This window comes from Nocardia sp. CA-119907 (assembly GCF_050955995.1).
Lineage (GTDB): Bacteria > Actinomycetota > Actinomycetes > Mycobacteriales > Mycobacteriaceae > Nocardia.
Genome location: NZ_CP192091.1, coordinates 7,595,526 through 7,621,231, shown reverse-complemented (window position 1 = coordinate 7,621,231; position 25,706 = coordinate 7,595,526). Strand labels below are relative to the sequence as shown.

Genomic DNA, 25,706 nt, shown 5'->3' with positions numbered 1-25,706 from the left:
CCTCGCGCGCGCCGCACATCTACACGGGATACTGGACGACTGTGACAGAAAGCAGCAGCACCGGGATCGGGCACGCGCCCGATCCCGGTGGCTTCGAAGACGCGGGGGAATCCGCGCCCAAACCCACGCGCCGAACCTGGTCGTGGCTGCGGGTGACCGGTTCGGTGGGTCCGCTCGGCATCGCCACCGCGGTGCTGTGGCTCAGCATTATCGTGCTGCTACCGCTGGCCGCGCTCACCGTCACCTCATTCGACAACGGCTGGTCCGGGTTCTGGGATGCCATCACCGCGCCCGCCGCCATCGATTCGCTGCGCATCACCGTTGTCGTCTCGGTGGTGGTCGCGGTCATCAATGTGCTGATGGGCACGCTCATCGCCTGGGTCCTGGTGCGCGACGAGTTCCCGGGCAAGAGCATCGTCAACGCGCTCATCGACCTGCCGTTCGCGCTGCCGACCATCGTCGCCAGCATCGTGCTGCTGTCGCTGTACGGGCCGCAGAGTCCGATCGATATCCACCTCAATGCCACCCAGCCCGGCCTCGTCGTGGCATTGGCGTTCGTCACACTGCCGTTCGTGGTCCGTTCGGTGCAGCCGGTGCTCATCGAGGCCGACCGCGAGGTGGAGCAGGCCGCGCTGTCCCTCGGCGCGGACAACTGGACCACCTTTCGCCGCATCGTCCTGCCGACCCTCGCACCCGCCATCATCAGCGGCGGCGGTCTCGCCTTCGCCCGCGCCATCGGCGAATACGGCTCGGTGGTGCTGATCGGCGGCGCCATCCCGCGCAAGACGGAGATGGCCTCGCAGTACATCCAGAAGCAGATCGAGATCGACCGGCCGGTGAACGCGGCGGCGGTCTCGGTCGCGCTGCTGGCCATCTCGTTCGCGACCCTGCTGGTGCTGCGGCTGTGGGCCGAGCGCACCGCACGCAAGGAGCAGGAGGCGCGATGAATCTGTCCTGGCCGACCCGTATTTCGCTACGCACCGTGGCGCTGGGTTACCTGTTCGTACTGCTGGTGCTGCCGTTGATCATCATCCTGTGGCGCACCTTCGAAAAGGGGATCGGTGCGTTCATCGACTCGATCTCCACACCGGCGGCGATCTCGGCATTCCAGCTGTCGATCCTCATCGTGGCGATCGTGGTCCCGGTGAACGTCATATTCGGCATCGTCACCGCGATCGCCCTGGTGCGCGGCAAGTTCCCGGGCCGCACGCTGGTGCAGGGCATCGTGGATCTGCCCTTCGCCGTCTCGCCGGTGGTGGTCGGTGTCGCGCTGATCCTGCTGTGGGGTGCGGACGGCTGGTTCGGCGGACTGGAAGACGTCGGCTTCAAGGTGATCTTCAACCTGCCCGGCATGGTGATCGCCACCATCTTCGTCACCTTGCCGTTCGTGGTGCGCGAGGTCGAGCCGGTGCTGCACGAGATCGGCGACGATCAGGAGCAGGCCGCGGCCACCCTCGGGGCCTCCCGCTGGCAGACGTTCTGGCGGATCACCCTGCCCGCCATCCGCTGGGGCCTGACCTACGGCGTGGTGCTGACCGTCGCCCGCGCGCTCGGCGAATTCGGCGCGGTGATCATGGTGTCCTCGGCGCTGCCGGGCAAGTCGCAGACGCTGACCCTGCTCGTGCACGGTCGATACATCAACGACCACAACACCTTCGGCGCCTACTCCGCCGCCACCCTGCTGATGGGCCTGGCCCTCGTAGTCCTTCTGTTGATGACCCTCCTCGAACGTAAGCGGGGCACCAAGTGATCACCGTGACCAATGCGAAGAAGAACTACGGTTCCTTCGCCGCCCTCAACGATGTCAGCATCGAGATCCCGTCCGGGGAGCTGACCGCGCTGCTCGGCCCGTCGGGTTCGGGCAAATCGACCCTGCTGCGCTCGATCGCGGGCCTGGAATCGCTGGACTCCGGCATCGTCGCCATCGCGGGCAACGATGTCACGCATGTGCCGCCGCAGAAGCGCGATATCGGCTTCGTATTCCAGCACTACGCCGCGTTCAAGCACATGACCGTGCGCGATAACGTCGCCTTCGGACTCAAGATCCGCAAGCGCCCCAAAAACGAGATCGCCAAGCGCGTCGACGAACTGCTCGGCATCGTCGGCCTCGACGGCTTCCAGCACCGCTATCCGGCCCAACTCTCCGGTGGCCAGCGCCAGCGGATGGCACTGGCGCGCGCCCTCGCCGTCGACCCGCAGGTGCTGCTGCTCGACGAACCCTTCGGCGCCCTCGACGCCAAGGTGCGCGCCGATCTGCGCACCTGGCTGCGCCGGCTGCACGAGGAGGTCCACGTGACCACCGTGCTGGTCACCCACGACCAGGAGGAGGCGCTCGACGTCGCCGACCGGATCGCGGTGATGAACAAGGGCCGCATCGAACAGGTCGGCAGCCCGGAGGATGTCTACGACCGTCCCGCCAACGAATTCGTCATGTCCTTCCTGGGCGATGTGGCGCGGCTCAACGGACATCTGGTGCGTCCGCACGATATTCGCGTGGGCCGCGATTCGAGCATGGCGCTGGCCAAGGACGAGGGCACGGCGGAATCGGCGGGTGTCACCCGCGCCACCGTGGAACGCGTTGTGCACCTGGGTTTCGAGGTGCGTGTGGAACTGCGCAATGCCGCCACCGGCGATCTATTCGCCGCCCAGGTGACCCGCGGCGATGCCGAGGCATTGCAGCTGAGCGACGGGGAAACCGTCTATGCGCGGGCCACTCGCATTCCGGAACTGCCTGCCGGATAAGGGCGAATTAGGTTCCGCTTTATCGGCCGGATTTCCGATATGGGCGAAATCCGTATCCATTTATGGCGTGTCGAAACCGAAATCTGGTTTCGACTTCTCATATCGTGCTGAAAGCGAAACACGCGCTAGTGGGTTCCGGTGGGTTATCGGAACGTAATCCGAAGTGAGCCATTCGCAGTGATCGTCGAACGCGGCCCGGATAAGCGCTATCCGGCCGCCCGATCGCAGCCTGCTCGACCTGCTGTCGGTGGGTCAGGGCCCGCGGCGCAGGTCGTGTGCAGGCGGCGAGGAGTTGATCGATCGCCATGTCAATTCGAAGACAGTTGTTTTCCGCGCTGGCCGCGGCCAGCGCCGCGGTGATCATCCAATCCGGTTGGGCCATGGCCGCACCACCACCCGGAACACCCGCGGTGCGCGCACCGGATGGGCCGGTAATCATCGAGATCCCCATGGACTCGCCCGAAGTGTCCGTGCAGAGCCAGGAATCGGTGGGGAAGCCGATCCCGAACTCCGCTACCGGCCACCCCCTCGGGCAGTTGCTGCGATACGGAATCGTGGGTGATCAACTGCATTTCACGCCGAATCCGGAGCAGTGGGATAACGCGCGAACGATTGTCGGGGTGGTCCAGCGCCGCGGCATGCCCGGCTATGCGGCGGTCGTCGCACTGGCCACCGCGCTACAGGAATCGATGCTGCGCAACCTGACCGAGGCGGTCGATAGCGACTCGCTCGGATTGTTCCAGCAGCGTCCATCCGCGGGTTGGGGTGGGCCCGAACAGCTCACCGATGCGCGCTACGCGACCGCGCGATTCCTGGACGCATTGCTGGTCAACGCGCCGGCCTACCTGGCGATGCCGCTGTGGCAGGCGGCGCAGGCCACGCAGCGTTCCGGCTTTCCGATGGCGTACGCGCGGTGGCAGGAACAGGCCGAGCAGATGGTGCTGCGGTTGCTCGGGCCGGAGCAGGGGCCGGTGCGGCGTGCGGCGTCCGCGGCGAGTGCTCAGGCTGTGCTGCGGTGTTGCTGATCAGTCGCCAATGGCCGCAATGGTTTTGATTTCCCGCACCGGAGTCGGACACGAATTCCGGTGCGGGAAGTCGGAACTCGTGCGAGTGTGCGATCCGATCGCCGCCCCTCGGTCTGCACGGACTGGTCGGTATCGACAAGGCTCGCCAACGGTCTGTGGCTGCTGTTCGGCAACCATCGGTCAGAGGTGCGTCAGAGAAGTGTTCGTGCATGTAGAAACGTGTACCGATGGTCGAGATGGCAGGTTGGCGTCGACTGGCAAACGCTAGGCGGGCATCGTTGAATGTCGGCGCGCCGTAATGGGATCCGACCTTGATCGTTTCGCGCGCGGCAGCGTTGCAGGTGAGACGGGTTCGGCGCTTCGCTGTGCAACCTGTGTCAGTACCGGCGGCATGCGGACAATCGGGTGTCCGGTGGTTGGCAGGCGGGTCGCGGAGTGGTTGCCTGAATATGGTTCGAAGCAAATCGGCTCGGCGATCAGAGGATTGCGATGGCGATTGGTCTCGGTTTGAGCATCGGCACGGTGAACACGGTTTCCGCGCTGGCAGAGGAGGGTTCGGCCAAGGCTCCGCCGGGGCGTCGCTCCGCCGCCGAACGCTCACCCGCCATCACCCGTCGCACCACCCTCACCTTCGACAGCACCGGCATGGCCCGGGTCGGCATGATGCCGCGGCACGGGCGCGCGATCGCCGAATTCGCCGACCTCGGTCAGCCCGACACCATGCGGGCCAGGGTCGGGCACCGGGCACTGACCGCCGCCGATCTGATCGCGGTCGTCGCGGAGTGCCTGATCACCGATGCGCGCCGCGATCGCCGGGCGGTCGATGCCGAGGTCACCCTGACGCATCCGGCGGGCTACTCCGCGGGACAGGTGGGGGAGTTGCGCGCGGCATTGGACGCGATCGGCCTACGACAGGTCGCGCTGGTCGCCGAACCCGTCGCGGCGGCGACCTGGTTCGAGGTCGAACGCGGTCCGCTGATGCCGGGCCTGGCCCTGGTCTATGACCTGGGTGGCGCCAACCTCGATATCACCCTGGTGCGCGTCGGCCCGGGTTGTCCGCGCAATCCGATCGTCGGGGTGCCGATCCGTTCCTCGGAATTCGGTGGCCGCGCCTTCGGTGCGCTGGTCGCCGCGCGGGCCGGGAGTGGTGCCGCCGTGGCCTCGGTCTCCAGTGCGGTCACCGGCAGTACCGCCGATGAGTTGCGCACCATCCACATCCGCTCCTCGCTGAAGTTGGTGTATCGGTGCCTGCGGATGGCCGATGTGACCATGGCCGATGTGGACTGTGTCCTGGTGGTCGGCGGCGCGGCCCGCCCGGTCGAGGTCTCCCAGGTGCTCGCGTGTGAGCTCGCGCGTCCGGTGATCACGGCGCCCGATCCGGAGCGCACCATCGCCGACGGCGCCGCCATCATGGCCCGCCGCGCTGCCGCCGCGGCCGAGGAGGAGGTCGGACGTCACCGCCGGCGCCGCCACCATCGCGCGCACCGCAGAGCGACGGCGCGGGCCCTCCTACTTTCCCGGCGCACCAGGCGCCGCTTGACCCGGGTGGTGATCGCGGCGGGGATGTCGGCCGCTGGGGTGGCGCTCGCGCTGGCGCTGCCCGCCGACACGGTGGTCGCGGGGTTGTCGCAGCTCGGGCTGCGATAGCGGCATCCCCGGCGACGAGCCGCAGCGACGCCGGGGATGCCGATCATCTGCTAGGTTGACGTGACTCCTCGTAAGTGTAACTATGGGATACAGTAAATTGGTCCCACGAGGAGAGGCAGTGACGACGATGTCTACAGCCGTGACGCCCGCAGTCGATCCCGATCTGGCGAAGGCGCAGGAGTATGCCGCCAAGCTGCTGCTGCTCTCCGAAGGTTCGGTGAACAAGCACTTCGACCCCTTCGAGGACATCGACTGGGACAACCCCGACTTTGCCGCCGACGCCGGAGAAGAGCGCTGGGTCCTGCCGGTATCCGGTGATGCGCTCGGTCGCCACCCCTGGTACCGGGCGCTGCCGCTCGACCGCAAGATCGCCATCGGCAAGTACCGCCAGGCCAATGTCGCCAAGGTCGGTCTGCAGTTCGAATCCATCCTGATCAGCGGCATGGTGACGCACAGCTTCGGCCTGCCCAATGGCTCGCCCGAATTCCGCTACTGCTCCCACGAGATGATCGAGGAGCACAACCACACCCTGATGTTCCAGGAGATGGTCAACCGGATCGGGATCGATGTCCCCGGTATGGGCCCGCTGGTGCGCAAGTTCAAATACATCGGCGCGCCGGTGGCCGCGCTGTTCCCGAATCTGTTCTTCATGGCCGTACTCGCGGGCGAGGAGCCGATCGACCACATTCAGAAGGCTATTCTGCGTTCGGGTGAGGACGTGCATCCGATCATGCGTGGCGTAATGGCCATCCATGTCGCCGAGGAGGCGCGCCACATCTCCTTCGCGCACGAATTCCTGAAGCAGCACGTGCCCGATGCGAATGCGTTCAACAAGCTGGTGCTCTCGGTCGTCATGCCGATCGTCATGTGGATCCTCGGCCGCTCCATCTACACCCCGCCCCGGTCGTTCTTCCAGGAGTTCGATATCCCGGATGCGGTGCGCAAGGAGCTGTTCTACGGGTCGAAGCAGGCCAAGCAGGAGTTCAGCGATTTCTTCGGCGATGTGCGCACGCTGGCAAACGACATCGGCCTGATGAACCCCATCGGCAAGGCGGTGTGGAAGCTGCTGAAGATCGACGGCCACACCACCCGCTACCGCTCTGAGCCGTTGCGCATGGCGAAGGCCGGCTGACGTGCCCTACGTCGTCACGCAGTCCTGTTGTAGTGATGCGTCGTGCGTCTACGCCTGCCCGGTCAACTGCATCCATCCCACGCCGGACGAACCTGACTTCCTGACGGCGGAGATGCTGTACGTGGACCCGCAGGCGTGTGTGGACTGCGGTGCCTGCGCCACGGCGTGCCCGGTGGACGCCATCACGTCATCGAAGAAGCTGACCGCTGAGCAGCAGCCGTTCATCGAGATCAACGCCGATTTCTATCGCCAGGCGCGGCCGCGCCCGCTGCTCGCGAAGCCGGTGCCCGCGGCCGAGATCCACACCGAGCGCCACCCGCTGCGGGTGGCGATCATCGGATCGGGGCCGTCGGCCATGTACGCGGCCGATGAATTGCTGACCCAGCCCGATGTCACTGTGACGGTCTTCGACCGACTTCCCGTGCCCCATGGGCTGGCCAGGTACGGCGTCGCGCCGGACCATGCCAAGACCAGGCAGGTCAACAAGCTGTTCGACATCATCTCGGCGCAGCCCGGTTTCGGGTCGTACCTGAATGTCGAAGTGGGCAAGCATATTTCGCATGCGGAGCTGCTCGCGCACTTCCATGCGGTGATCTATGCGGTCGGTGCGTCCTCGGATCGCAGGCTCGACATTCCCGGCGAGGGGTTGGCGGGCAATGTATCCGCCACCGACTTCGTCGCCTGGTACAACGGGCATCCCGATCATGCGGGGCGCACGTTCGATCTGTCGCAGCGCCGGGCGGTCATTGTCGGCAATGGCAATGTGGCCCTCGATGTGGCGCGCATCCTGGCCAGTGATCCGGAAGCGTTGGCGGGCACCGATATCGCACCCCATGCGCTGCAGGCCTTGCGGGAGAGCAAAATCGAGGAAGTGGTCATCCTCGGCCGCCGTGGTCCGGCCGAATCCGCCTTCACCGTCCCGGAATTCGTCGGTCTGCTCGGCGCCGATGTCGATATCGCCATCGACGGTGAGCTGCCGGAGCCGACGGAGGGGCTGCCGTACCAGGTCGAGCAGAAGCTGCGGCTGCTGCGCTTCGTAGCGACTGCTCGCAGGTCGCTCGAAAGGGTCGGCGTTTCCGAGCGGCCGTTCGGTGCGCGCAAGCGGATCGTCTTCCGGTATCTGGCCGCGCCCACCCAGGTTCTCGGCACCGATGCGGTGACCGGTATCGAGGTGAGCCACAATGCCCTCGTCACCGATCCGGACGGTCGCGTCCGTGCCATCGCGACGGGGGAGACCGAACGGCTGGCTGCCGGGTTGGTGCTCACCTCGGTCGGCTATCGCGGTATTGCGTTGCCCGGCTTGCCCTTTGACGAACAGGCAGCCGTTATCCCGAACCTGAACGGCCGTGTGCTCGAGCGGTCCGGCGGTGCGGTGCTGCCGGGTACGTATGTCACCGGTTGGATCAAGCGCGGCCCCACCGGGTTCATCGGTACCAATAAGTCCTGTGCGCAGGAGACGGTTCGGCAGTTGGCCGATGATTTCAACGCCGGGCGGTTGCGTGAACCTGTCGGCGGCGCGACGGACTTCGACCACCTGGTGCGCGGCCGTCGGCCCGCGGTGGTGGCCAGTGGTGCCGTGGTGCGGACCAGTAAGATGCGCCGCCTGCTCACCCGCGCCTGAGCGGTCGCGGCGCATTCGCGCCGATGACCCATTGGTGATGCGTAACAGTTCTTGCCCCCCGCCGACATGACATGTGCGAGGTAGGGTCCGAGGGATGATCGGCACCTCGGCTTTCGGCCATGCGATGAGGGCGTGCGCCGCGCCGAGGTGCCGGTTGGCGAACTATCTGGCGGTGAACCCGCCATCGATCGCGAGCGCCGCACCGGTGATGAAGCTGGCCTCATCGCTGAGCAGGTAGGCGCAGAAGGATGCGATCTCCTCCGGCTTGCTGATCCGGCCGAGTGGATGCAGTGCGGCGATGGCGGCCTCGCCCTCGGGTGTCGCACCCATCGAATTGCGGAATGCCGGGGTGTCGACCGCGCCGGAGACCAGCGCGTTCACCCGCACGCCCTGGTCGGCGGCCTCCAGCGCAACCGCACGGGTCAGCCCGACAACACCGTGCTTGGCCGCCACATACGGCGCCACCGAACCCATGCCGACCACACCCAGGTTCGAGGCGTTGTTGAGAATCGCGCCGCCGCCCGAGGCGACAATGGCCGGAACCTGGTGCCGCAGACCGTAGAACACACTGGTCAGGTTGAGTTCGAGATCGGCGCGCCAACCCGCCTCGTCGATCTGTGCGATCGGGCCGAAGGCATTGACGGCACCCGCGTTGTTGAAGGCCGCATCCAACCGCCCGTATTCGGTGAGTGCCGCCTGCGTCAGCCGGGCCACATCGTCCTCGACGGTGACGTCGGTCGGCACGAAGACCGCCCGGCCTCCCGTCGCGCGGATCTCGGCCGCGAGCTGTTCACCCGCGTCCTTGCCGCGAGCGCCGAGCACCACCGCCGCGCCCTCGCCCGCCGCCCGCAGTGCGACCGCCTTACCGACACCCGAACTCGCCCCGGTGATCAGCACGACCTTCTCCGCGAAACGTGTAGACATCGTCTTCGTTTTCCCTTCTCGTCCTCGCGATTTCATGCTCGATGAAGTGGCGGGGGTCTCGGCTCGGCCGAGCGCTTCCTCATCGCTCGACCCAGTCAAGTCGTTGGCGGATCACGTCGCTGGCGGAAAACAGTCATGGCATTTGACGTGTCATGACTGGGGAAATGGGGTGGTCGTGCACTGAAATACGTAGTGCTGGCAACAATTCGGTTACCGACCAGTTGGTGTGTGTTGTCGCTTCTGCACGATTCGGTGGTCACCCGTTGTGTGCGGCTTTCATTCGGGTTACTGAGTAGTAGCGGAACCTGGCTTGCCGCAGTGGAATCGGACATTCGGGTGCGAAACGCCGATCGTCGAGGGGGCTGAATTGCGTTTATTCGAGTCATCTAGCTGGGAATTTTCATTGCCGTCAACGGAAGTCGAACGTTTCATATCAATTACGCATCCCATTCGATCCGATAACAGCTAACCTGTGGGAGCTGTTTGGGAAGCGACCGCGGCCACATGGATCTCCTATGTGATGGACGTGGTCTCGGTGCGTTGACGGGATAGCGAATGACGACAGGTCTGGGTTTCAGCATCGGTTCAGTGAACACCGTATCCGCCATGATGACCGGTGAGCGATCATGGTCATCGGTGCGGACGCGCCGCACGGCGGTGACCTTCGACAGCGCGGACGGCATCCGGATCGGTGGTATCCCCCAATTCACCATGGCGGTAACGGATTTCGCCGATCTGGCGCGTGATCCGGAGTCGATGATCGTGGGCGGTCGGCTGTGGTCGCCCGCGAATCTGGTCGCCGCGGTGGTGAACGGCCTGGTCGAATCGTTCCCGCCGACCGCGGGCGCGGTAGCGACCTATCCCGCATGCTATTCCGATAAGCAGCTGTCGCTGCTGCGACAGGCGCTGAACCTGGCCGGGGCCGCGGATGTGATGCTGGTACCCGAGCCCGTCGCGGCCGCGGAGTGGCTCGAACACGAGCGTGGGCCGCTGGAGTCGGGTTTCGTGCTGGTCTACGATCTCGGCGGGGCCAGCCTCGACGTCTCGATGGTCCGGGTCGGACCGGACTGGGACGACCATCCGATCGTCGGAAAGTCCGTGCGCTCCTACGATTTCGGCGGCCGCCCGCTCGGTTCGATGATCGCGCGATGCGCGCGGGTCGCCGCGCCCGGCGATAACGGATCGATGCTGCAGATGACCTCGACGGTCGATATCGGGGGCCTACGCACCCAGCACATCCGGGATTCCTTCGACGTGGTCCGCGAGTGTGTGGATTCGACGGGACGCAGCCTGTCCGATGTCGACTGCATCCTGCTGGTCGGCGGCGCGACCCGTCCCGTCGAGGTCGCGCGCACTATCGCCGAACTCGGGCGTCCCGTGGTGATGTCGACCGATCCGGGCCAGACCGTGGCCGTCGGCGCCGCCGGCTATGCCGCCCGCAGCTTCGCCCCCCTGGTGACGGGCGGTCGGCATCGAGCCCCGAAGGTCGCCGTATTCTCCAGCGCCGCAGTGGCATCCGCGGTGGCGGTATCGGCCGTCACGGTATTCGGCGGCCCGACCGTCACGGAGATGCCGTCCCTGATCGATGCCTCCCCGAATGGTCGGCACCCGATGGACAACCTGCTGTACGAGCCCCATATCGAGGCGCTGACCGATGCCGGTTCCGCGGTGTCCAGGGCCGTCGACTGGGTGAGCAATGCCGCGGGCTTCGGCTACTCGGGTCGGCCCGCCTACGGGATCGCGCCGATAGGCCACGTGACAACGATCGGTCCGTCGGTGGCCGAGGCGCACGGGGGCAGTCACCAGAATCCGCGAGGTGGGGCCGGGGGCGGCACCTACGCCGACCCGGCCCAGTTCCTGAACCCGATACCCTTCGTCCAGCCCGCCCCCGCGCCGCCGAGCCTGCCCGCGGCTCCCATGCCCATCCCCCGCGTGAGCATCCCGGGATCTGTTCCCGCCCCGAACAGTTCGATTCCCGCCGCCCCCGCATCACCGCCCACCGGTGGATCCGGTACGGCGACCCCCGGCACCGGAATCCCAGGCACGCACGTCGGCGACACCCCGATCTTCGGCAGTCCCGCAATAGGCCTTCCGCCGGGCGAAACCCCCTCAGGAACAGGGACTTCGGGTGGAACCTCCGCGGAGGGCAGCTGGTCCGGCGCGGGCGATACATCCGGAAGTACCTGGGGCGGTACGCCTTCAGGAGGTACGAGCGGTTCGACATCGGGTGGGTCCACGAACGGTTCGACCAGTGGTACCCCCGGTTCGACCGGCAGCGATGCGTCAGGTGATTCGACGAGTGGAAGCACATCCGATGGCTCCACAAGCGGCACCGGTGGTGGAGTCGGGGGCAGTACCTCGGGCTCGAATGGTGGTCATTCCCCGGGTGGTTCGGATAGTGGTGGTGCCTCGGGTGCTTCGAGTAGTGGTCATTCCCCGGGCGGTTCGGACCATGGTGGTGCCTCGGGTGCTTCGAGTAGTGGTCATTCCCCGGGTGGTTCGGACAGCGGCAGTCCTTTTGGCGGCTCGAATAGCGGTGGTGCCCCGGGTACTTCGAACAGCGGTCATACCCCGGGCGGTTTGAACAGCGGAGGTACCCCAGGCAGTTCGACCAGTGGCGGCGGCATGCCAGGCGGCTCAAACGGGGGTATGTCTCCCGGTAACAGCTCATCCGGCGGCAGGAACCCCGGTGGCAGCTCCTCGGGCGGTGCCCCCTCCGGCGGCTTCGGCGGCGGCGGAGCCCACAGTGGCGGAGGCGGCGGAGCCCACATCGGCGGCGGCGGAGCCCGCAGGTAATTCGCCGCCCGCACCCCCCGCCCCGCGACACCCGTGCCCCGCGCACTCGACCTGGTCACCGCACCTCCATCGCCCTCCACCCCAACGTGGACATGCGATCACCATGCGCTCATGCAGGTAAAAGTCGAGAGCGCAGCTGCACCAGTGCATTCTCGGCTGGGTTCGGAGGGGTTTGGTTTGTATGACACGGAGTGTCATGGGGATGCACAATGGGTTGGTGGTCGATGGGGGTCCTCAGCTCATTGCGTTGGATATTGATGGGACGTTGCTGGTGCCTGGGGCGGCGGTCAGTGCGCGGGTGGTTGATGCTGTGCGGGCCGCGGTGGCGGCGGGGGCGCATGTGGTCGTGACTACGGGGCGGACGTTGATGACGACGCGTCCGGTGCTGGGGGAGTTGGGGTTGGTCGACGGACATGCGTTGTGCTCCAACGGTGCGGTGCATATCGATGTGGCGAAGGGGGAGCCGGTGGCCGTGCAGACTTTCGATCCGGGTCCTGCCGTTGCCGCCTTGCGTGCGCTGTTTCCGGAGATGATCTTCGCGGTGGAGAAGGTCGGTGTCGGCACCTGGGCCACGGGGGTCAGTCCTGGCGAATTCTCCATCGGTGAATACGTTCTCGTCGATGACGGCGCGCTGAGCAGTGAGCCGACCCCGCGACTCAATGGCTGGTGGCCCGAGGGTTCCCTCGAGGAGATGCTGCGCCTGCTCGCCCAACTGCACGTACCGGACGCGAGCTGGGTCCACGGCGAATTCGGCCCGTGGCTCACTGTTTCGCGGCGCGGTGTCTCCAAGGGTTGGGCACTGGAGCGGCTACGCACCGCACTCTGCATCCCCCGCGCCGCCACCCTCGCCATCGGCGACGGCTACAACGACCGCGAAATGCTCCACTGGGCAGGCCATTCCGTAGCAATGGCAAACGCCCCACACGAAGTCCGCGACTGGGCAGACGAAGTAGCCGAAGACGTAACCGACGACGGCGTAGCCAAAATCCTAGAACGCTGGTTCACCCCCTGACCCCACCCCCCCAACCTGGACAGTGCATTTCGCGGCAGTGTGGGTGTTGTGGAGGGGTTAGGCGGAGTGGGTTTTGGTCAAGATGTCGAGGTAGTGGGGGTTTTGCATGATGCCGAGGATGTTGCCGAAGGGGTCTGTTACGGATGCGGTGATGAAGTCTCCGGTGCCGTGGGGGGTGATCGGGGTGTACTCCTTGGCTCCGAGGGCGAGGAGGTGGTCGAAGCTTGCTTCGAGGTTGTCGACGTGCCAGTGCAGGATGGCGCCGCCGGGGTGATTCTGGGCGCCTGCGGGGGCGAATTTGCGGTTGATGATTCCGAGTTCGTGTTGGTAGTCGCCGATGCGGAATTCGTAGTAGGCGCCGGGGACGGCGTAGTAGGGCTCGACGCCGAGTACCTCGGTGTACCAGGTCTTCGCGGCCTCGAGGTCGTCGGCATAGAACGAAACGGTGGCCATTCCTCGCAACATCTCGGTCTCCTCTGATCGGGTCTTGTTTGCCTTGTGCGATCCATCATTGCGTCCAAAGTGCTCAACGAATGAGCACTTTTTTCGGCAGAATTGTTCGCATGCGAGCGGACCGATTGGTGGCGACCCTGTTATTGATGCAGACGCGGGGACGGGTGACGGCCGCCGAGATCGCCGCCGAACTCGAGGTCTCGGTCGCGACCGCGCGCCGCGACCTGGAGGCGCTATCGGCCGCGGGTGTTCCGGTCTATCCGCAGCCGGGGCGAGGTGGTGGCTGGTCGCTGGTCGGTGGCGCGCGCACCGATCTCAGTGGGCTGACCGAACCGGAGGCCCGGGCGCTGTTCCTGCTGGCCGGACCGTCCGCGAGTGCGGTGCCCGAGGTGAAGTCGGCATTGCGAAAGCTGGTGCGGGCCTTGCCGCACACCTTCCGCACCGATGCCGCGGCCGCGGCTGATGCGGTGGTCATCGATCCCGCGCGCTGGGGTGAGCATGATCAGCAGCGGCCGAAACTCGTCGATCTGCTGCAGCGCGCGGTCGTCGAACGGCGCAGGGTGCGTATGGAGTACGAGCGGGCGGGGGAGCGCAGCCAGCGCATCGTCGACCCGTGGGGTCTGGTCGATAAGGATGGCGTCTGGTACCTCGTCGCCGGCACCGATCGCGGTCGTCGCACCTTCCGCGTCGACCGCATCGTCGGTGCCGCGATCATCGATGAAATCGCCCACCGCCCAACGGATTTCGATCTGTCGACCGCATGGGAGGAGGTGGTCGGCGAGGTCGAGCAACGTCGCGCCGCGACCTCCGCCACCGCACTCATCGCGTCACGACTCCTGCCGATTCTGCGCAAGCAGCAGGGCCGACACTGCGAGGTGGACGGTCCGGTCGCCGACGGTCGCGTGCAGGTCCGCGTGACCGCTCCGACGCCGCGCATGATCGCCCAGCAATTGGCGGGCTGGGGCGCCGACATCGAGGTGCTCGCGCCGCGATCGGTCCAGGCGGAGCTCGCCGTTCTCGGGGCGGAACTGGTCGAACGCTATGGCGGGTGACGCGCGACGGATGGAGCCTTGCAGATCGATTCGTGCACGGCGAATGATCACCGTGCGAGCCTCCTTGCTAACACATGAACAGTCCGCTATGAACTGGGATCGGCTGGTTCCCGATGAATCGGCCGGTCGATTCATAGGCCGTTCGAGTGATTCGGGATCAGGGAGGAGTGGGTATACATATGGTCCGTCGGACCTTCGAGAACGCAGGCCGCAAGATGATCGCCGGAATGCTGCCGCTGGCAATGGCGGTCGCACTCGCCGGGGTGGCTTCGGCCGACCCGGGAACCGCCCCTGCGCAACAGGCACCGGCCGCGGTAGTGCGGCTGGTCTCGGAGTCGGCTCCGGTCCTCGAGCCGATCGCGGCGGGGATCCCGCTGAAGGACGTCGCAACCAACCCGGATGCGGAGAACAACGATCCGCTGGCCAACGGAGCCGCCGCGGGCGCGCTCGCGGGCGCCGTCGGTTCGGGAGTTCTCGGTGCTGCCGCTTGCCTGCCCGGAATGTTCATGGTGCTTCCGTGCGGTATCGCCAGTGCGATCGCCGGTGCGCTGTTGGGCACAGTCATCGGCCTCCTAGTCGGTGTCTTCGATCCGGGTGCGGTGCCGCAGATGCTGCCTTGATCGGGGTCGATTAGGGAATTCGGCGATTGCGAACGAACGCTACCGGGCCGCGCACCGAGCACATCTGCTCGGACGCGGCCCGGTGCCTGTCAGCGTGCCGGTTCTCGCGTAGGCAGACGTTCGGCCAAGGCACGGACCATCTCGGTGGCCACCACAGCATGTCCGCTCATGGCGAAGTGAACGAGGTCCTTGCTCATGACCTCGGGGCGCAGTCGCAGCGGGTGGTCCCAGAACTCCACCAGGATCGCGTCATAGCGCGCGGCCAGTTCGCGCACGATGTCATTGAGCGCCGACATCCGTTCCCGCATCGGCCGCATCGGCGCCATCCGTTCCACTTCCCACACATCGGCGAGGGTGAAGGTGCTGATCTGGGCCCCGCTGCGGGCCAGTGCGGCGAACAGCGCGTCGAGATTGGCACGCAACTCGTCGAGGCTGCCGCCCGGTACGAACAGATCGTTTCCGCCGCAGCTCAGATGCACCAGGTCCGGTGCGAATTCGAGGACGAGTGGCAGTTGGTCGGCGAGCACCTGCCCGGACGTCGCGCCGATGCGGCCGGTATTCAGATATGCCAGTTCGGGATTCGTCGCCGTCAGAACGGCGGCGACGCGATCGGCCCACGCGACGGTGTCATAGCCGGGACTCGGGTCGCCGACGCCCTGGGCGATCGAATCCCCCAGCACCGCATAGCGCTGCCATGGGGCATCGGCCAGCAGGTCGCGTGCCGCCGCAGTGGACAGCAGCATCGGATCGTTGGCTTCGGTACGAATATCGTTGTGCGTCAAGATAACTCCTAGGTTTGAGCGGGAACGGCGAGGGGCTGAGCCGGGATGCGCGCCGGAATGGCCATCACCACCGCGGCCACGGCACCGATGCCCGCACAGACGGCGAACAGCGTATGGAAGGCGGTCAGCGCATCGTCGGCATTGGCGGCGAATACCGCGGCAAGTACCGCGACACCGAGCGCGCCGCCCACCTGCCTCGCGGTCAAATTCATTCCGATACCCGCCGCGAAGCGTTGCGGCGGAAGCGAACTCGCGGCCGCCGTACCGAGGACCGTCACGACGATGCCGACGCCACCGCCGCCGAGCAGTCCGGCGGGCACCCAGGCCGACCACAGCGCCGGTGTCGCGCCGAAGGAACCGGTGCTCATCCACACGGTCGTGCCAGTGAACATCAGCGCGCCGAGCACGCCGAACCAGCGCCGGGTGGTCGGTGCCGCGATGCGTCCGGCGACGGTCGCGGTCACCATCGAGGACACCGCCCCCACGGTCAGCGCGGCCGCCGAACCGAGCACCGAATACTGCCAGATCGCATCGAGGAACAGCGGACCGGCGAGCAGCCAGGCGAACATGGTCGCGCCGAAGACGAATGAGGCGGCATTGGCCAGCGCATAGGGCCTGCTCTGCCACAGTTCGACCGCGATGGCCGGATTGTGGTGGCGCGCCGAACGCAGCAGCGCCGCCAGGATCAGCAGCGCACCGACGCCGAGTGCGGCGAGCGTGCCGGGCGCGGTCCAGCCCCACCGCTGGCCCTCGGTCACACCGGCGACGAGACCGCCGAGGCCGAGGGCGATGGCGACGGTCCCGAGCGGGTCGGGCAGCGCACTGCCCGGCTGTCGGGTATCGGGCACCGGAATGCCCAGCCCCGGTGCGATCAGCACGATCGCCACCGGAATATTGATCACGAATACCGCCCGCCAGCCGAACGCCTCGACCAGCGCACCACCGATTGCCGGACCCACTACGGCGGCGAAACCGCCTGCGGCGGACCAGGCTCCGATGGCCGCGCCGATCTTCTCGCGCGGCGTGACGCTGAGCACCAGCCCCAGCGCGGACGGCACCATCAGTGCCGCCGTCGCACCTTGCAGCAGACGACCGGCGATGAGCCAACCCGCCGTGGGGGCGAGCCCGCACAGCAGGGAGGTCAGCGCGAAGCCGGCCAGTGCGATCAGGAACAGTCTGCGCCGTCCGAGGGTGTCGGCGAACCGGCCCGCCGGGGTGAGCAGGGCCGCGAAGGCGATGGCATATCCGCTGACGACCCAGGTGAGCGTGGTCGTCGCGGTATCGGGGAAGTCGCGCGCGATGGAGGGAAAGGCGATATTGACCACGGAGAGGTCGAGAAAGGCGATAAACGCGGCACCGCAGGCGATGACGAGCGTTCGCACGGCGGCTTTCGCGGTCGGCGGACTATCGGTCCGCGTGGACACTTCGGTCATGGGGAGATCCTTCGGCAGGAGCGGCAAAACAAAGCGTACGATCGTTCGTGCAATTAACGTACGACCGTACGTTCGTATTTGCAAGAGTTGAATGGAAGAATGTGGTCATGGCCGAGTCGACGAGCACCCCTGAGCAGGACCAACGCTTGGCGAAGGGTGCGCGATCGCGGGCTTCGATCGCCAGACGCGCCGCCGATCTCGCCTCCGTCGAGGGGCTGACCGGCCTGAGTATCGGCAGGCTGGCCACCGATCTCGGCATCAGCAAGAGCGGCATCGCCACCCTGTTCGGCACCAAGGAGGCGCTACAGGTGGCGGCGGTGAAGTCCGCCCGCGAGGCCTTCATCGAGCGCGTCATCGTTCCCGCCATGGCCGAACCGGGTGGCCTGGTCCGCCTGCGCGCCCTCATGGACCGCTGGTTCGACCACATCACCGACCCGACCTTCCCCGGCGGCTGCTTCCGCGTCGCCACCATTGCCGAGTTCGACAGCAAACCGGGCCCCGTCCGCGACGTCATTGCCGAAGACCATGCCGACTGGCTCACCTTCCTGGCCGGACAGATTCGCCACGCCCAAGACGAGGGGCATCTCAACGGCCGCACCCCCGACGCGGTTGCTTTCGAACTGGACGCCCTGCTCGGTGCCGCGAATACTGCTCAGCAAATGGGCGATGACCGCGGTGTTACCACCGCACGCGCCATCGTCGAAGACCTGCTCACCTGAGGCGCAATAGCATTGCGGTGCAACCGATTACGGCACCTTATCGGGGCCGGGTCAGGATCGACGGATGTCGCGCGGGGTGGCGCCGAAGTGGCGGTGGAAGGCGGTGCTGAAGGAGCTGGCGGAGCCGAATCCGAGTCCAGCGGCGAGGGTGGCGATGGACCAGTGGCGGTCTACCGGATTTCGCAGCCGGGCGTAGGCGATTCGCAGCCGTTCTTCCTTGATGAGTTCGCGCGGTGTGGTGCCGCCGTGTTGCAGCGCGAGTTGGACTTGGCGCAGCGACCAGCCGAGGGCGCGGGCGACGGCGGCCGGGGTCAGTTCGGGATCGTGGGCATGGGTGCGAATGTAGTGGCGGACTCGGGATTCCACATCGGTGAGATGACTGTGTTCGGTGGGTAGTCGCCGACGATATGCATGCACAGCAGCTCGACCAGCCGCTCGGATACCGCGTCGAACTGATGCGGAGTGAGGGTGTCGCGCTCGGCGACCAGGCCGGTGGCGAGGTCGGCGACGACTCGGCCGAGCCCCGAGGTGAGGTCCACCAGCGGTGCGGGTGGAGCGTCCCGGCTGAGGCGGTGGTCGACCGCACCTCTCGGGATGGTCATGGTCAGGCCCTCGGTGCCGTCGACCTGGGTGAATGCGAAGGGTTGATCGATGGTCACCAGGGCGCCGATACCCGGCGGCATGGGCACGTGCTGGTCGTCCTGCCAGATGGTGACGTGTCCGGTCGTCGGCAGCATCAGGCGATAGTCCCCGTCGGCGTCTTCGCGCACATGTCCGGCAGTGCGGTAGTAGGTGACGGCATCGGCGTGCCAGCCGACGATTTGGTAATTGTCCGTGCGGCGCAGCGCCACCCGCCCGTGGAAGTCGCATCGACGAGGGAATGCGTAGCCCACGCGTCGGCGGTGGCACAACTGGATCAGTTCGCTCCAGTAGTCGGTGCGCTCGTGGGGCGCGACGGTGCTGGTGGCTGCGGTCTCGATGAGGTCGATTCCATCTTTCATCGGCATCGTCTCCCGCCCGTCGCGATCCATCGGCGCGCCACATACCGGTTGGTCTGGCGCCTCCATAGAGTTGGCTCGCCCCGCTACGCGCTAAACGTGGTGCAGGACACCGACGACGTTGCGCTCGGCGGCAACTTTGCTGCGCTCACCAGCAATCGGCGCCCGCCGACCGCCCCTAGCATCGTGATCTCACGATCACAGCAATAGAGGAGTTCTGCGTGAGCAACGCACTGAAGATTGTCGCGTCCGGTGTGGCCGCAGCCGGAATTGCCACCGGGGCAGCGTTTTTCGTTCCCGGTACCGCTGCGGCGGCGACGTATGGCAATCAATGCGGTGCCGGATACAGCGTGATCGATACCCACGATCTGCGGGGCGGCACGATCTTCCTCACCTATAACGGCGAGAAGAACTGTGTGGTCACAGTGCGGGACCAGCCCGGTGCCGCGGTGCGCATGGCGGCCGGATTGGAATTGTCCGAGGGCAAGAAGGACGTGACTATCGACGAGGGCCAATTCACCGAATACGCAGGGCCGGTTTATGTTTCGGCGAAGGGCCGCTGCATCGACTGGGGCGGGATCATCGGCGACGACAAGTGGCAGATCTTCAATGTGCACTGCCAGTGAGCCACTGATTTCTGGAAAGGCCACCATGGGCAAAACGAACAGGCTCTTGGCTGGAATCGCCATTGCCGCCGCCTCGATCGGAGGCACCGTCGCGACCGCCGCCACCGCCTCCGCCGAACGCGGCGAAAGCGGTTGCTTCTCTTACTCGTACGAGCCCGGAACCTTCACAACCACCGTCTACTACCACAACCGCTGCGAAGTAACCCGCAAACTCACCATCTACCGCCAAAGCAACTCACCCTGCAACGACGACAAGATCGAGCTCTACGTCGACGGCGGTGCGAAGGGCGATGAGGTGGTCCGCTGCGGCGATATCACCCAAGTGATCGGTGAGTGACCCGACTCCCTCCCCGGAACGCGGGCGGCGTCAGCAGTTCGACGCCGCCCGCGGTCGGCCAACGGCGACCCGCAATAGAATCCGGAACCGGTTTCGAATTCGTCCGCGAGTGCTCAGGCGGACAGCGCCAGGTCGTTCGCGATCGCGGCATCGTAGCGATCCCACACTACGTCGGTGAGCGCCGGATGCGGCCCGATAACGTCCGCGTGGACGAGCTCGGCCGCGGCGGCGATGAGGCGGTCGGTCAGAAGTCCGGGTGCGAGGAACCAGGGCGCGACGAGCACGCGATCGGCCCCGCGCGCGTGCAGTCGACAAATCGCCTGTGTGACAGTCGGTTCGGTGGTTGCAAAGCAGATCTCGGTGCGCCATCCGGTCAAAGCGGCGAGTCGGCGGGCAACCTCGGCCGTGCGCGCGTTTGCCGCCGCGGACGACGACCCCACCGCTGCGACGGCGATCCCGATCCGGTCATTGCGACCGAACGCTTGCCGACCAGGTATGCGATCGGTATCGCCATCGCGCTCGACTATCGCGTCGAGCACGCGATCCCGCAGTGCCTCGATCAGCTGCGGATCCGGCCCGAGCACATCGGCTTGCGTCAGGCGCAGCTGCGGGTGCCGGGCGCGGGCGGCAGCGAGCATTCCGGGCAGGTCTACCCGGGCGTGGAAGGCATTGCCGAGCAGCAGCGGAGCCACCACCGCATGTGTATATCGCTGTGCGGCAACGGCATCCACTACCTGTTCCACTGAGGGCGCATTCAGGTCGAGGAAGGCCGAGCGGACGTCGAGAGCGGGCCTGGCCGCTGCGATGTCCGCGACCACGGCCGACATCGTCTCGGCCGAGCGCGGATCACGACTGCCGTGCGCGACGGCGATCAATACGGGCCGTTCGGCGCCGCGGTCCGGCCCGGACTGGAGCAGTTCGAGCTCCGCCCACATCGATCGAACGCTCGGCAACCGAGCAATCGAAGCGATTCCGCCGGGCGAATTCACCTCAGGCTCCGACCTCGACGGCGGTCAGCACATCGCCGACCAGACCGGCGGCCAGCGTATTGCCACCCGCCGGGTCGATGAGCAGGAAGCTGCCGGTGTGCCGGTTGACGCGGTAGTCATCGGCCGCGATGGGTTCGGCGACACGCACCGAGATCCGGCCGATATCGTTGAGCTCCAACGACTCCGGATTCGGTGCCGCGGTCAGGTTCTGCTCGTCGAACCGCTCGACGAGCGCGCCGACAATGGCCTGCGTGGTGCGCGTGCCGTGCTTGAGCAGCAGGCGCGCGCCGGGACGCAGCGGCTTGTCGCCGAGCCAGCAGACGGTCGCGTCGAACGAGTCGATCGGCTCCGGGGCATCGGTGGGCGAGGCGATGATGTCACCGCGCGAGATGTCCACATCGTCGGCCAGGATCAGCGTGACGCTGCGGCCCACCTGCGCGACGGCGAGCTCACCGTCGGGGGTATCGACGCGCTCGACGGTGGAGCGAATTCCGGAGGGCAGCACCACGATCTCATCGCCGGGCGAAACCGAGCCCGCCGCGATCTGGCCCGCGTAGCCGCGGTAGTCCGGATATTCGGCGGTGCGCGGCCGGATCACATACTGCACCGGAAAGCGCAGGCCGATCGCGTGCGCGCCCGAGGTGTCGGCATCGACGGGCACCGATTCCAGGTGCTCGATCAGCGACGGCCCGTCGTAGTACGGGGTGTTCTCCGAACGCGACGCGATATTGTCGCCGTGCAGCGCGGAGACCGGAATCTCCAGCACATCCTCGCTCGACCAGCCGAGAGTGCTGGTGAGCGTGTTGAATTCGGCCGAGATCTGCGCGAAGACGGTCGCCGGATCGTCCACCAGGTCGATCTTGTTGACCGCGAGCACGAGCTTGGGCACACCGAGCAGTGCGAGCACCGCGGCATGGCGACGGGTCTGCTCGATGACGCCCTTGCGCGCGTCGACGAGCAGGATCACCAGCTGCGCCGTGGACGCACCGGAGACGGTATTGCGGGTGTACTGCACATGCCCGGGGGTGTCCGCGAGCACGAAGGACCGCTTGGGCGTTGCGAAGTAGCGGTAGGCGACGTCGATGGTGATGCCCTGTTCGCGTTCCGCGCGCAGCCCGTCGACGAGCAGCGAAAGATCCGGTGTGGCAAGGCCCTTGTCGACCGAGGCGCGGGTGACGGCGTCGATCTGGTCGGCCAGTACGGATTTCGTGTCGTAGAGCAGCCGTCCGACCAGGGTGGACTTACCGTCGTCGACAGAACCGGCGGTGGCCAGCCTCAATAGGTCGGACATATCAGAAATAACCCTCTCGTTTGCGGTCTTCCATCGCGGCTTCCGACACTCGGTCGTCGCCGCGCGTCGCGCCGCGTTCGGTCAAACGGGACGCGGCCACCTCGGCGAGAATCGCCTCGTTATCGGCCGCGTCGGAAAGAATTGCGCCGGTGGAGGATCCGTCGCCGACGGTGCGATAGCGCACCGAACGGGTCTCCAGCACCTCACCGTCGCGCGGACCGCCCCAGACGCCGGGCGTCATCCACATGCCGTCACGCTGGTACACCGGACGCTCGTGCGAGTAGTAGATGCTCGCCAGGTCGACATCCTCGCGGGCGATGTAGCGCCAGATATCGAGTTCGGTCCAGTTGCTCAGCGGGAAAACCCGCACATGCTCGCCCGGAGCGTGCTTGCCGTTGTACAGGTTCCACAGTTCGGGCCGCTGCCGCTTCGGATCCCACTGCCCGAAGGCGTTGCGCAGCGAGAAGATTCGTTCCTTGGCGCGCGAACGCTCCTCATCGCGGCGGCCGCCGCCGAAGACCGCGTCGAAGCGGTGTTCGGCGATGGCGTCCAGCAGCGGAACGGTCTGCAGCGGATTGCGGATACCGTCCGGGCGCTCGGTCAGGCGACCGTCGGCGAGGTAGTCCTCGACCTTGGCGACATGCAGTCGCAGGCCGTACTTCTCGACCACCTTGTCGCGGAACTCCAGCACCTCGGGCAGATTGTGCCCGGTGTCGACGTGCAACAGCGCGAACGGCAGCGGCGCGGGCCAGAAGGCCTTGAGCGCCAGATGCAGCAGCACCGTGGAATCCTTGCCGCCGGAGAACAGGATCACCGGCCGCTCGAATTCGCCCGCCACCTCACGGAAGATGTGGATCGACTCCGATTCCAGCGCCGCGAGGGTGTCGAAATCGGTGATGCCGAGAGAACGTGTACTGATGGTTTCGGTCATGACTGGTGTAACCCGCATTCGGTCTTGGCGAGGCCAGCCCAGCGGCCGCTTCGCGGATCGGATCCCGGCTCCGGCTTCCGTGTGCACGGAGCGCAGCCGATGGACGGATATCCCTCCTCCACCAGGGGATTGACGAGGATGCCGTGCTGTTCGATATAGGCCTGCATCTCGTCGTCGGACCAGGCGGCGATCGGGTTGATCTTCACCAGTCCGAACGCCTCGTCGAACGAGATGAGCGGGGCGTTGGCCCGGGTCGGGGCCTCCACGCGACGGATGCCGGTGACCCAGGCGTTGTAACCGACGAGCGAGCGCTTCAGCGGCACAACCTTGCGCAACCGGCAGCATTCACCGGCATCACGCGCGAACAAATCCTTGCCGAGCAGCTGATCCTGTTCGGCCACTGTGTTTTCCGGCCGCACATTGATCACATTCACGCCGTATACGGCCTCCACCGCATCGCGGGTGCCGATGGTCTCGGCGAAGTGGTAGCCGGTGTCCAGGAACAGCACGTCCACACCCGAATGCACCTGGGCGGCAAGGTGGACCAGCACGCCATCCTGCATATTCGAGGCGACGATGTAGCCGGTGCCGAAGGTGTCCTCGGTCCATCGCAGCAGCTCCGCTGCCGAAGCATCGGACCCGAGTTCGGCCGCGCCTTTTTCGGCGATCGCCCGCAACTCGTCTTCGGACAGCTTCGCGGGCAGGTCCGCCGTTACTTGATCTGTTGTCACGCTTGGTCTCCCGTTCACCTGAGGTCGGCCTCGTCGGCGCGAACAGCCCATTGAGCGAACCGTTCGCCGTCCTCGCGGTGCTTGATGAAGTTGCGCACCACCCGCTCGATGTAGTCACCGAGTTCGTCGGTGGTCACCTTGTGCTGACGCAGTTTGCGACCGAAGGCGCTGTCGAAGCCGAGGCTGCCACCGAGATGAACCTGAAAACCCTCGACGTGATTCCCGGCGCCGTCATCGATCAGCTGGCCCTTGAAACCGATATCGGCGATCTGCGCACGGGCGCAGGAGTTCGGGCAGCCATTGATATTGATGGTCACCGGAACATCCAGCTGCGCATTGAGATCGGCGAGCCGCTCCTCCAGCTCCGGCACCAGCGCCTGGGACCGCTTGCGGGTCTCGGCGAAGGAGAGCTTGCAGAATTCGATGCCCGAGCAGGCCATCAGGTTCCGGCGCCACAGCGACGGACGTGCCTGTAGGCCAAGGGGTTCCAGCTCGTCGATGAGCGTGTCGACCTTGTCGTCGGCGATATCGAGAATGATCAGCTTCTGATATGGGGTGAACCGGATCCGGTCCGAGCCGTACTTCTCCGCCGCCTCGGCGACCTTGGTCAGCACGGTGCCCGATACGCGGCCCGCGATGGGGGAGAAGCCGACCGCGTTGAGCCCGTTGCGCAGCTTCTGCACGCCGACGTGATCGATCGGCTTCTTCGGCTGCTCCGGCGCCGGACCGTCGATCAGCTTGCGCTTCAGGAACTCGTCCTCGAGCACCTGACGGAACTTCTCGATGCCCCAGTCCTTGATCAGGAACTTCAGCCGCGCCTTGGTGCGCAGGCGACGGTAGCCGTAATCGCGGAACAGCGAGACGACGGCCTCCCACACATCCGGCACCTCGTCCAGCGGCACCCACACGCCGACGCGTTGGGCCAGCATCGGATTCGTCGACAGACCGCCGCCGACCCACAGATCCAGACCGGGACCGTGCTCCGGGTGATTCACCCCGACGAACGCGACGTCATTGATCTCGTGCACCACATCCTGCTGGCCCGAGATCGCGGTCTTGAATTTGCGCGGCAGGTTGGAGTACTCCTTCTTGCCGATGTAGCGGCGCACGATCTCATCGATCGCGGGCGTCGGGTCGATGATCTCGCTCAGCGATTCACCGGCCAGCGGCGAGCCGAGCACCACACGCGGGCAGTCGCCGCACGCCTCGGTGGTCTTCAGGCCGACGCCTTCGATCCGCTTCCAGATCTCGGGGACGTTCTCGACCTCGATCCAGTGGTACTGGACGTTCTCGCGGTCGGACAGGTCGGCGGTATCGCGAGCGAACTCGGTGGATATCTGGCCGAGGGTCTTCAACTGCGCGACATTCAAGGCGCCCGCATCGCAGCGGATGCGCATCATGAAGTACCTGGCCTCGAGAATGTCGATGTTCTCGTCGCCGGTCCAGGTGCCGTCGTAGCCCTGTTCGCGCTGGGTGTAGAGACCCCACCAGCGGAACCGGCCGCGCAGATCGCCCTTGTCGATGCTGTCGAAACCCTGTTTGGAATAGATGTTCTCGATCCGGGCCCGGACATTGAGCGGGTTGTCGTCCTTCTTGGACTGCTCGTTCGGGTTCAGCGGCTCGCGGTAGCCGAGCGCCCACTGGCCCTCGGCCTTGCGGCGCACCGGCTTCCCGGTGCGGACACGCGGGCCGGCCGGCGCCTCGCTGCGGGGACGGTCCGGGCGGACGCGCCGCTCGGAGGCCGGGCGCTGCGGGCGCGCGTGCGGCCCGGAACCGGGCTGATCCGTGTGACCGGCGTCGGTGCTCGACGTCATGGGGTCGCTCCTGCTGGGTGGGGGTACATCC

The 25,706-nt window shown here is 66.3% G+C and carries 25 protein-coding genes; 14 read left to right on the top strand and 11 right to left on the bottom strand.

What is annotated here, in order from left to right:
- Positions 1-146 precede the first annotated feature (146 nt).
- The 7 genes from cysT to ACQP2D_RS34200 all read left to right on the top strand — a co-directional run bounded on the left by cysT (position 147) and on the right by ACQP2D_RS34200 (position 8,167).
- Positions 147-947, top strand: coding sequence for a sulfate ABC transporter permease subunit CysT (cysT, locus tag ACQP2D_RS34230; RefSeq protein ID WP_433685848.1), 801 nt, complete (start codon positions 147-149; stop codon positions 945-947).
- Positions 944-1,750 carry a sulfate ABC transporter permease subunit CysW gene (gene cysW, locus ACQP2D_RS34225; RefSeq protein WP_433680063.1) on the top strand — a complete coding sequence of 269 codons (807 nt, stop codon included), beginning with the start codon at positions 944-946 and terminating at the stop codon, positions 1,748-1,750. The genes cysT and cysW overlap by 4 nt, the downstream gene beginning before the upstream one ends.
- A complete protein-coding gene (locus tag ACQP2D_RS34220) occupies positions 1,747-2,742 on the top strand; it encodes a sulfate/molybdate ABC transporter ATP-binding protein (protein ID WP_433680062.1) in 996 nt (331 codons plus the stop codon). The genes cysW and ACQP2D_RS34220 overlap by 4 nt, the downstream gene beginning before the upstream one ends.
- Before the next feature lie 305 nt (positions 2,743-3,047).
- Positions 3,048-3,767 (top strand): hypothetical protein, encoded by a 720-nt coding sequence (locus tag ACQP2D_RS34215; protein WP_433680061.1) that lies wholly within the window; start codon positions 3,048-3,050, stop codon positions 3,765-3,767.
- A 489-nt stretch (positions 3,768-4,256) separates the two neighbouring features.
- A complete protein-coding gene (locus ACQP2D_RS34210; protein WP_433680060.1) occupies positions 4,257-5,414 on the top strand; it encodes an Hsp70 family protein in 1,158 nt (385 codons plus the stop codon).
- Positions 5,415-5,541: 127 nt separating this feature from the next.
- Positions 5,542-6,546 (top strand): AurF N-oxygenase family protein, encoded by a 1,005-nt coding sequence (locus ACQP2D_RS34205; RefSeq protein WP_433680059.1) that lies wholly within the window; start codon positions 5,542-5,544, stop codon positions 6,544-6,546.
- A 1-nt stretch (position 6,547) separates the two neighbouring features.
- Complete coding sequence (locus ACQP2D_RS34200) at positions 6,548-8,167, top strand: FAD-dependent oxidoreductase (RefSeq protein WP_433680058.1); 1,620 nt, start codon at positions 6,548-6,550, stop codon at positions 8,165-8,167.
- Positions 8,168-8,329: 162 nt separating this feature from the next.
- On the opposite strand, the gene ACQP2D_RS34195 is transcribed toward ACQP2D_RS34200, so the two are convergent.
- Positions 8,330-9,091, bottom strand: a complete 762-nt coding sequence (locus ACQP2D_RS34195; protein WP_433680057.1) for an SDR family NAD(P)-dependent oxidoreductase — start codon at positions 9,089-9,091, stop codon at positions 8,330-8,332.
- Between the two features lie 588 nt (positions 9,092-9,679).
- On the opposite strand from ACQP2D_RS34195, the gene ACQP2D_RS34190 reads away from it, so the two are divergent.
- Entirely contained in the window at positions 9,680-11,887 is a 2,208-nt protein-coding gene (locus ACQP2D_RS34190; RefSeq protein WP_433680055.1) for an Hsp70 family protein, read from the top strand.
- Between the two features lie 217 nt (positions 11,888-12,104).
- Positions 12,105-12,899, top strand: a complete 795-nt coding sequence (locus ACQP2D_RS34185) for an HAD family hydrolase (RefSeq protein ID WP_433680054.1) — start codon at positions 12,105-12,107, stop codon at positions 12,897-12,899.
- Between the two features lie 57 nt (positions 12,900-12,956).
- Here ACQP2D_RS34185 and ACQP2D_RS34180 read toward each other — a convergent pair whose 3' ends face one another.
- Positions 12,957-13,364, bottom strand: a complete 408-nt coding sequence (locus ACQP2D_RS34180; protein ID WP_433680053.1) for a VOC family protein — start codon at positions 13,362-13,364, stop codon at positions 12,957-12,959.
- A 98-nt stretch (positions 13,365-13,462) separates the two neighbouring features.
- Between ACQP2D_RS34180 and ACQP2D_RS34175 the strand changes: the two genes are divergently transcribed.
- Together ACQP2D_RS34175 and ACQP2D_RS34170 are read left to right on the top strand one after the other, a co-directional pair.
- Positions 13,463-14,404, top strand: a complete 942-nt coding sequence (locus tag ACQP2D_RS34175) for a helix-turn-helix transcriptional regulator (protein WP_433680052.1) — start codon at positions 13,463-13,465, stop codon at positions 14,402-14,404.
- A 179-nt stretch (positions 14,405-14,583) separates the two neighbouring features.
- Positions 14,584-15,024, top strand: coding sequence for a hypothetical protein (locus ACQP2D_RS34170; protein WP_433680051.1), 441 nt, complete (start codon positions 14,584-14,586; stop codon positions 15,022-15,024).
- 89 nt (positions 15,025-15,113) lie between these two features.
- Here the strand turns inward: ACQP2D_RS34170 and ACQP2D_RS34165 are convergent, their stop codons facing one another.
- Positions 15,114-15,806 carry an SGNH/GDSL hydrolase family protein gene (locus tag ACQP2D_RS34165; RefSeq protein WP_433680050.1) on the bottom strand — a complete coding sequence of 231 codons (693 nt, stop codon included), beginning with the start codon at positions 15,804-15,806 and terminating at the stop codon, positions 15,114-15,116.
- Positions 15,807-15,814: 8 nt separating this feature from the next.
- Complete coding sequence (locus ACQP2D_RS34160; protein ID WP_433680049.1) at positions 15,815-17,239, bottom strand: MFS transporter; 1,425 nt, start codon at positions 17,237-17,239, stop codon at positions 15,815-15,817.
- Positions 17,240-17,346: 107 nt separating this feature from the next.
- Between ACQP2D_RS34160 and ACQP2D_RS34155 the strand changes: the two genes are divergently transcribed.
- Positions 17,347-17,958, top strand: a complete 612-nt coding sequence (locus ACQP2D_RS34155; protein WP_433680048.1) for a TetR/AcrR family transcriptional regulator — start codon at positions 17,347-17,349, stop codon at positions 17,956-17,958.
- A gap of 51 nt (positions 17,959-18,009) precedes the next feature.
- Here ACQP2D_RS34155 and ACQP2D_RS34150 read toward each other — a convergent pair whose 3' ends face one another.
- Entirely contained in the window at positions 18,010-18,324 is a 315-nt protein-coding gene (locus ACQP2D_RS34150) for a helix-turn-helix transcriptional regulator (protein WP_433680047.1), read from the bottom strand.
- On the bottom strand, positions 18,270-18,959 hold the full coding sequence (locus tag ACQP2D_RS34145; RefSeq protein ID WP_433680046.1) for a cupin domain-containing protein: 690 nt from the start codon (positions 18,957-18,959) through the stop codon (positions 18,270-18,272). Before ACQP2D_RS34145 ends, ACQP2D_RS34150 begins: the two co-directional genes overlap by 55 nt.
- Positions 18,960-19,177: 218 nt before the next feature.
- On the opposite strand from ACQP2D_RS34145, the gene ACQP2D_RS34140 reads away from it, so the two are divergent.
- Entirely contained in the window at positions 19,178-19,582 is a 405-nt protein-coding gene (locus ACQP2D_RS34140) for a hypothetical protein (protein WP_433680045.1), read from the top strand.
- 25 nt (positions 19,583-19,607) lie between these two features.
- Positions 19,608-19,919, top strand: a complete 312-nt coding sequence (locus tag ACQP2D_RS34135) for a hypothetical protein (RefSeq protein ID WP_433680044.1) — start codon at positions 19,608-19,610, stop codon at positions 19,917-19,919.
- 113 nt (positions 19,920-20,032) lie between these two features.
- Here ACQP2D_RS34135 and ACQP2D_RS34130 read toward each other — a convergent pair whose 3' ends face one another.
- From ACQP2D_RS34130 to ACQP2D_RS34110, 5 genes are read right to left on the bottom strand one after another with little or no spacing between them, the layout of a single operon-like run.
- Positions 20,033-20,854 (bottom strand): sirohydrochlorin chelatase, encoded by an 822-nt coding sequence (locus ACQP2D_RS34130; protein ID WP_433680043.1) that lies wholly within the window; start codon positions 20,852-20,854, stop codon positions 20,033-20,035.
- Between the two features lie 55 nt (positions 20,855-20,909).
- Positions 20,910-22,199, bottom strand: coding sequence for a sulfate adenylyltransferase subunit 1 (locus ACQP2D_RS34125; protein ID WP_433680042.1), 1,290 nt, complete (start codon positions 22,197-22,199; stop codon positions 20,910-20,912).
- 1 nt (position 22,200) lies between these two features.
- The gene (gene cysD, locus ACQP2D_RS34120) at positions 22,201-23,130 is read right to left on the bottom strand and encodes a sulfate adenylyltransferase subunit CysD (protein ID WP_433680041.1); all 930 of its coding nucleotides are present in this window, start codon (positions 23,128-23,130) and stop codon (positions 22,201-22,203) included.
- On the bottom strand, positions 23,127-23,912 hold the full coding sequence (locus ACQP2D_RS34115) for a phosphoadenylyl-sulfate reductase (protein ID WP_433680040.1): 786 nt from the start codon (positions 23,910-23,912) through the stop codon (positions 23,127-23,129). The genes cysD and ACQP2D_RS34115 overlap by 4 nt, the downstream gene beginning before the upstream one ends.
- Positions 23,876-25,675: a nitrite/sulfite reductase gene (locus ACQP2D_RS34110; protein WP_433680039.1), complete on the bottom strand. Its 1,800-nt coding sequence runs from the start codon at positions 25,673-25,675 to the stop codon at positions 23,876-23,878. Before ACQP2D_RS34110 ends, ACQP2D_RS34115 begins: the two co-directional genes overlap by 37 nt.
- Positions 25,676-25,706: the final 31 nt, after the last annotated feature.

Excerpts from the sequence above, each read along its gene's own strand:
- ACQP2D_RS34135 (WP_433680044.1), top strand. The coding sequence starts at position 19,608 with ATGGGCAAAACGAACAGGCTCTTGGCTGGAATCGCCATTGCCGCCGCC.
- ACQP2D_RS34210 (WP_433680060.1), top strand. The coding sequence starts at position 4,257 with ATGGCGATTGGTCTCGGTTTGAGCATCGGCACGGTGAACACGGTTTCC.
- ACQP2D_RS34130 (WP_433680043.1), bottom strand. The coding sequence starts at position 20,854 with ATGTGGGCGGAGCTCGAACTGCTCCAGTCCGGGCCGGACCGCGGCGCC.
- ACQP2D_RS34215 (WP_433680061.1), top strand. The coding sequence starts at position 3,048 with ATGTCAATTCGAAGACAGTTGTTTTCCGCGCTGGCCGCGGCCAGCGCC.
- ACQP2D_RS34170 (WP_433680051.1), top strand. The coding sequence starts at position 14,584 with ATGGTCCGTCGGACCTTCGAGAACGCAGGCCGCAAGATGATCGCCGGA.
- ACQP2D_RS34175 (WP_433680052.1), top strand. The coding sequence starts at position 13,463 with ATGCGAGCGGACCGATTGGTGGCGACCCTGTTATTGATGCAGACGCGG.
- ACQP2D_RS34115 (WP_433680040.1), bottom strand. The coding sequence starts at position 23,912 with ATGGGCTGTTCGCGCCGACGAGGCCGACCTCAGGTGAACGGGAGACCA.
- ACQP2D_RS34195 (WP_433680057.1), bottom strand. The coding sequence starts at position 9,091 with ATGTCTACACGTTTCGCGGAGAAGGTCGTGCTGATCACCGGGGCGAGT.
- ACQP2D_RS34125 (WP_433680042.1), bottom strand. The coding sequence starts at position 22,199 with ATGTCCGACCTATTGAGGCTGGCCACCGCCGGTTCTGTCGACGACGGT.
- ACQP2D_RS34110 (WP_433680039.1), bottom strand. The coding sequence starts at position 25,675 with ATGACGTCGAGCACCGACGCCGGTCACACGGATCAGCCCGGTTCCGGG.
- ACQP2D_RS34155 (WP_433680048.1), top strand. The coding sequence starts at position 17,347 with ATGGCCGAGTCGACGAGCACCCCTGAGCAGGACCAACGCTTGGCGAAG.
- cysW (WP_433680063.1), top strand. The coding sequence starts at position 944 with ATGAATCTGTCCTGGCCGACCCGTATTTCGCTACGCACCGTGGCGCTG.
- cysD (WP_433680041.1), bottom strand. The coding sequence starts at position 23,130 with ATGACCGAAACCATCAGTACACGTTCTCTCGGCATCACCGATTTCGAC.
- ACQP2D_RS34145 (WP_433680046.1), bottom strand. The coding sequence starts at position 18,959 with ATGAAAGATGGAATCGACCTCATCGAGACCGCAGCCACCAGCACCGTC.
- ACQP2D_RS34160 (WP_433680049.1), bottom strand. The coding sequence starts at position 17,239 with ATGACCGAAGTGTCCACGCGGACCGATAGTCCGCCGACCGCGAAAGCC.
- ACQP2D_RS34180 (WP_433680053.1), bottom strand. The coding sequence starts at position 13,364 with ATGTTGCGAGGAATGGCCACCGTTTCGTTCTATGCCGACGACCTCGAG.
- ACQP2D_RS34205 (WP_433680059.1), top strand. The coding sequence starts at position 5,542 with ATGTCTACAGCCGTGACGCCCGCAGTCGATCCCGATCTGGCGAAGGCG.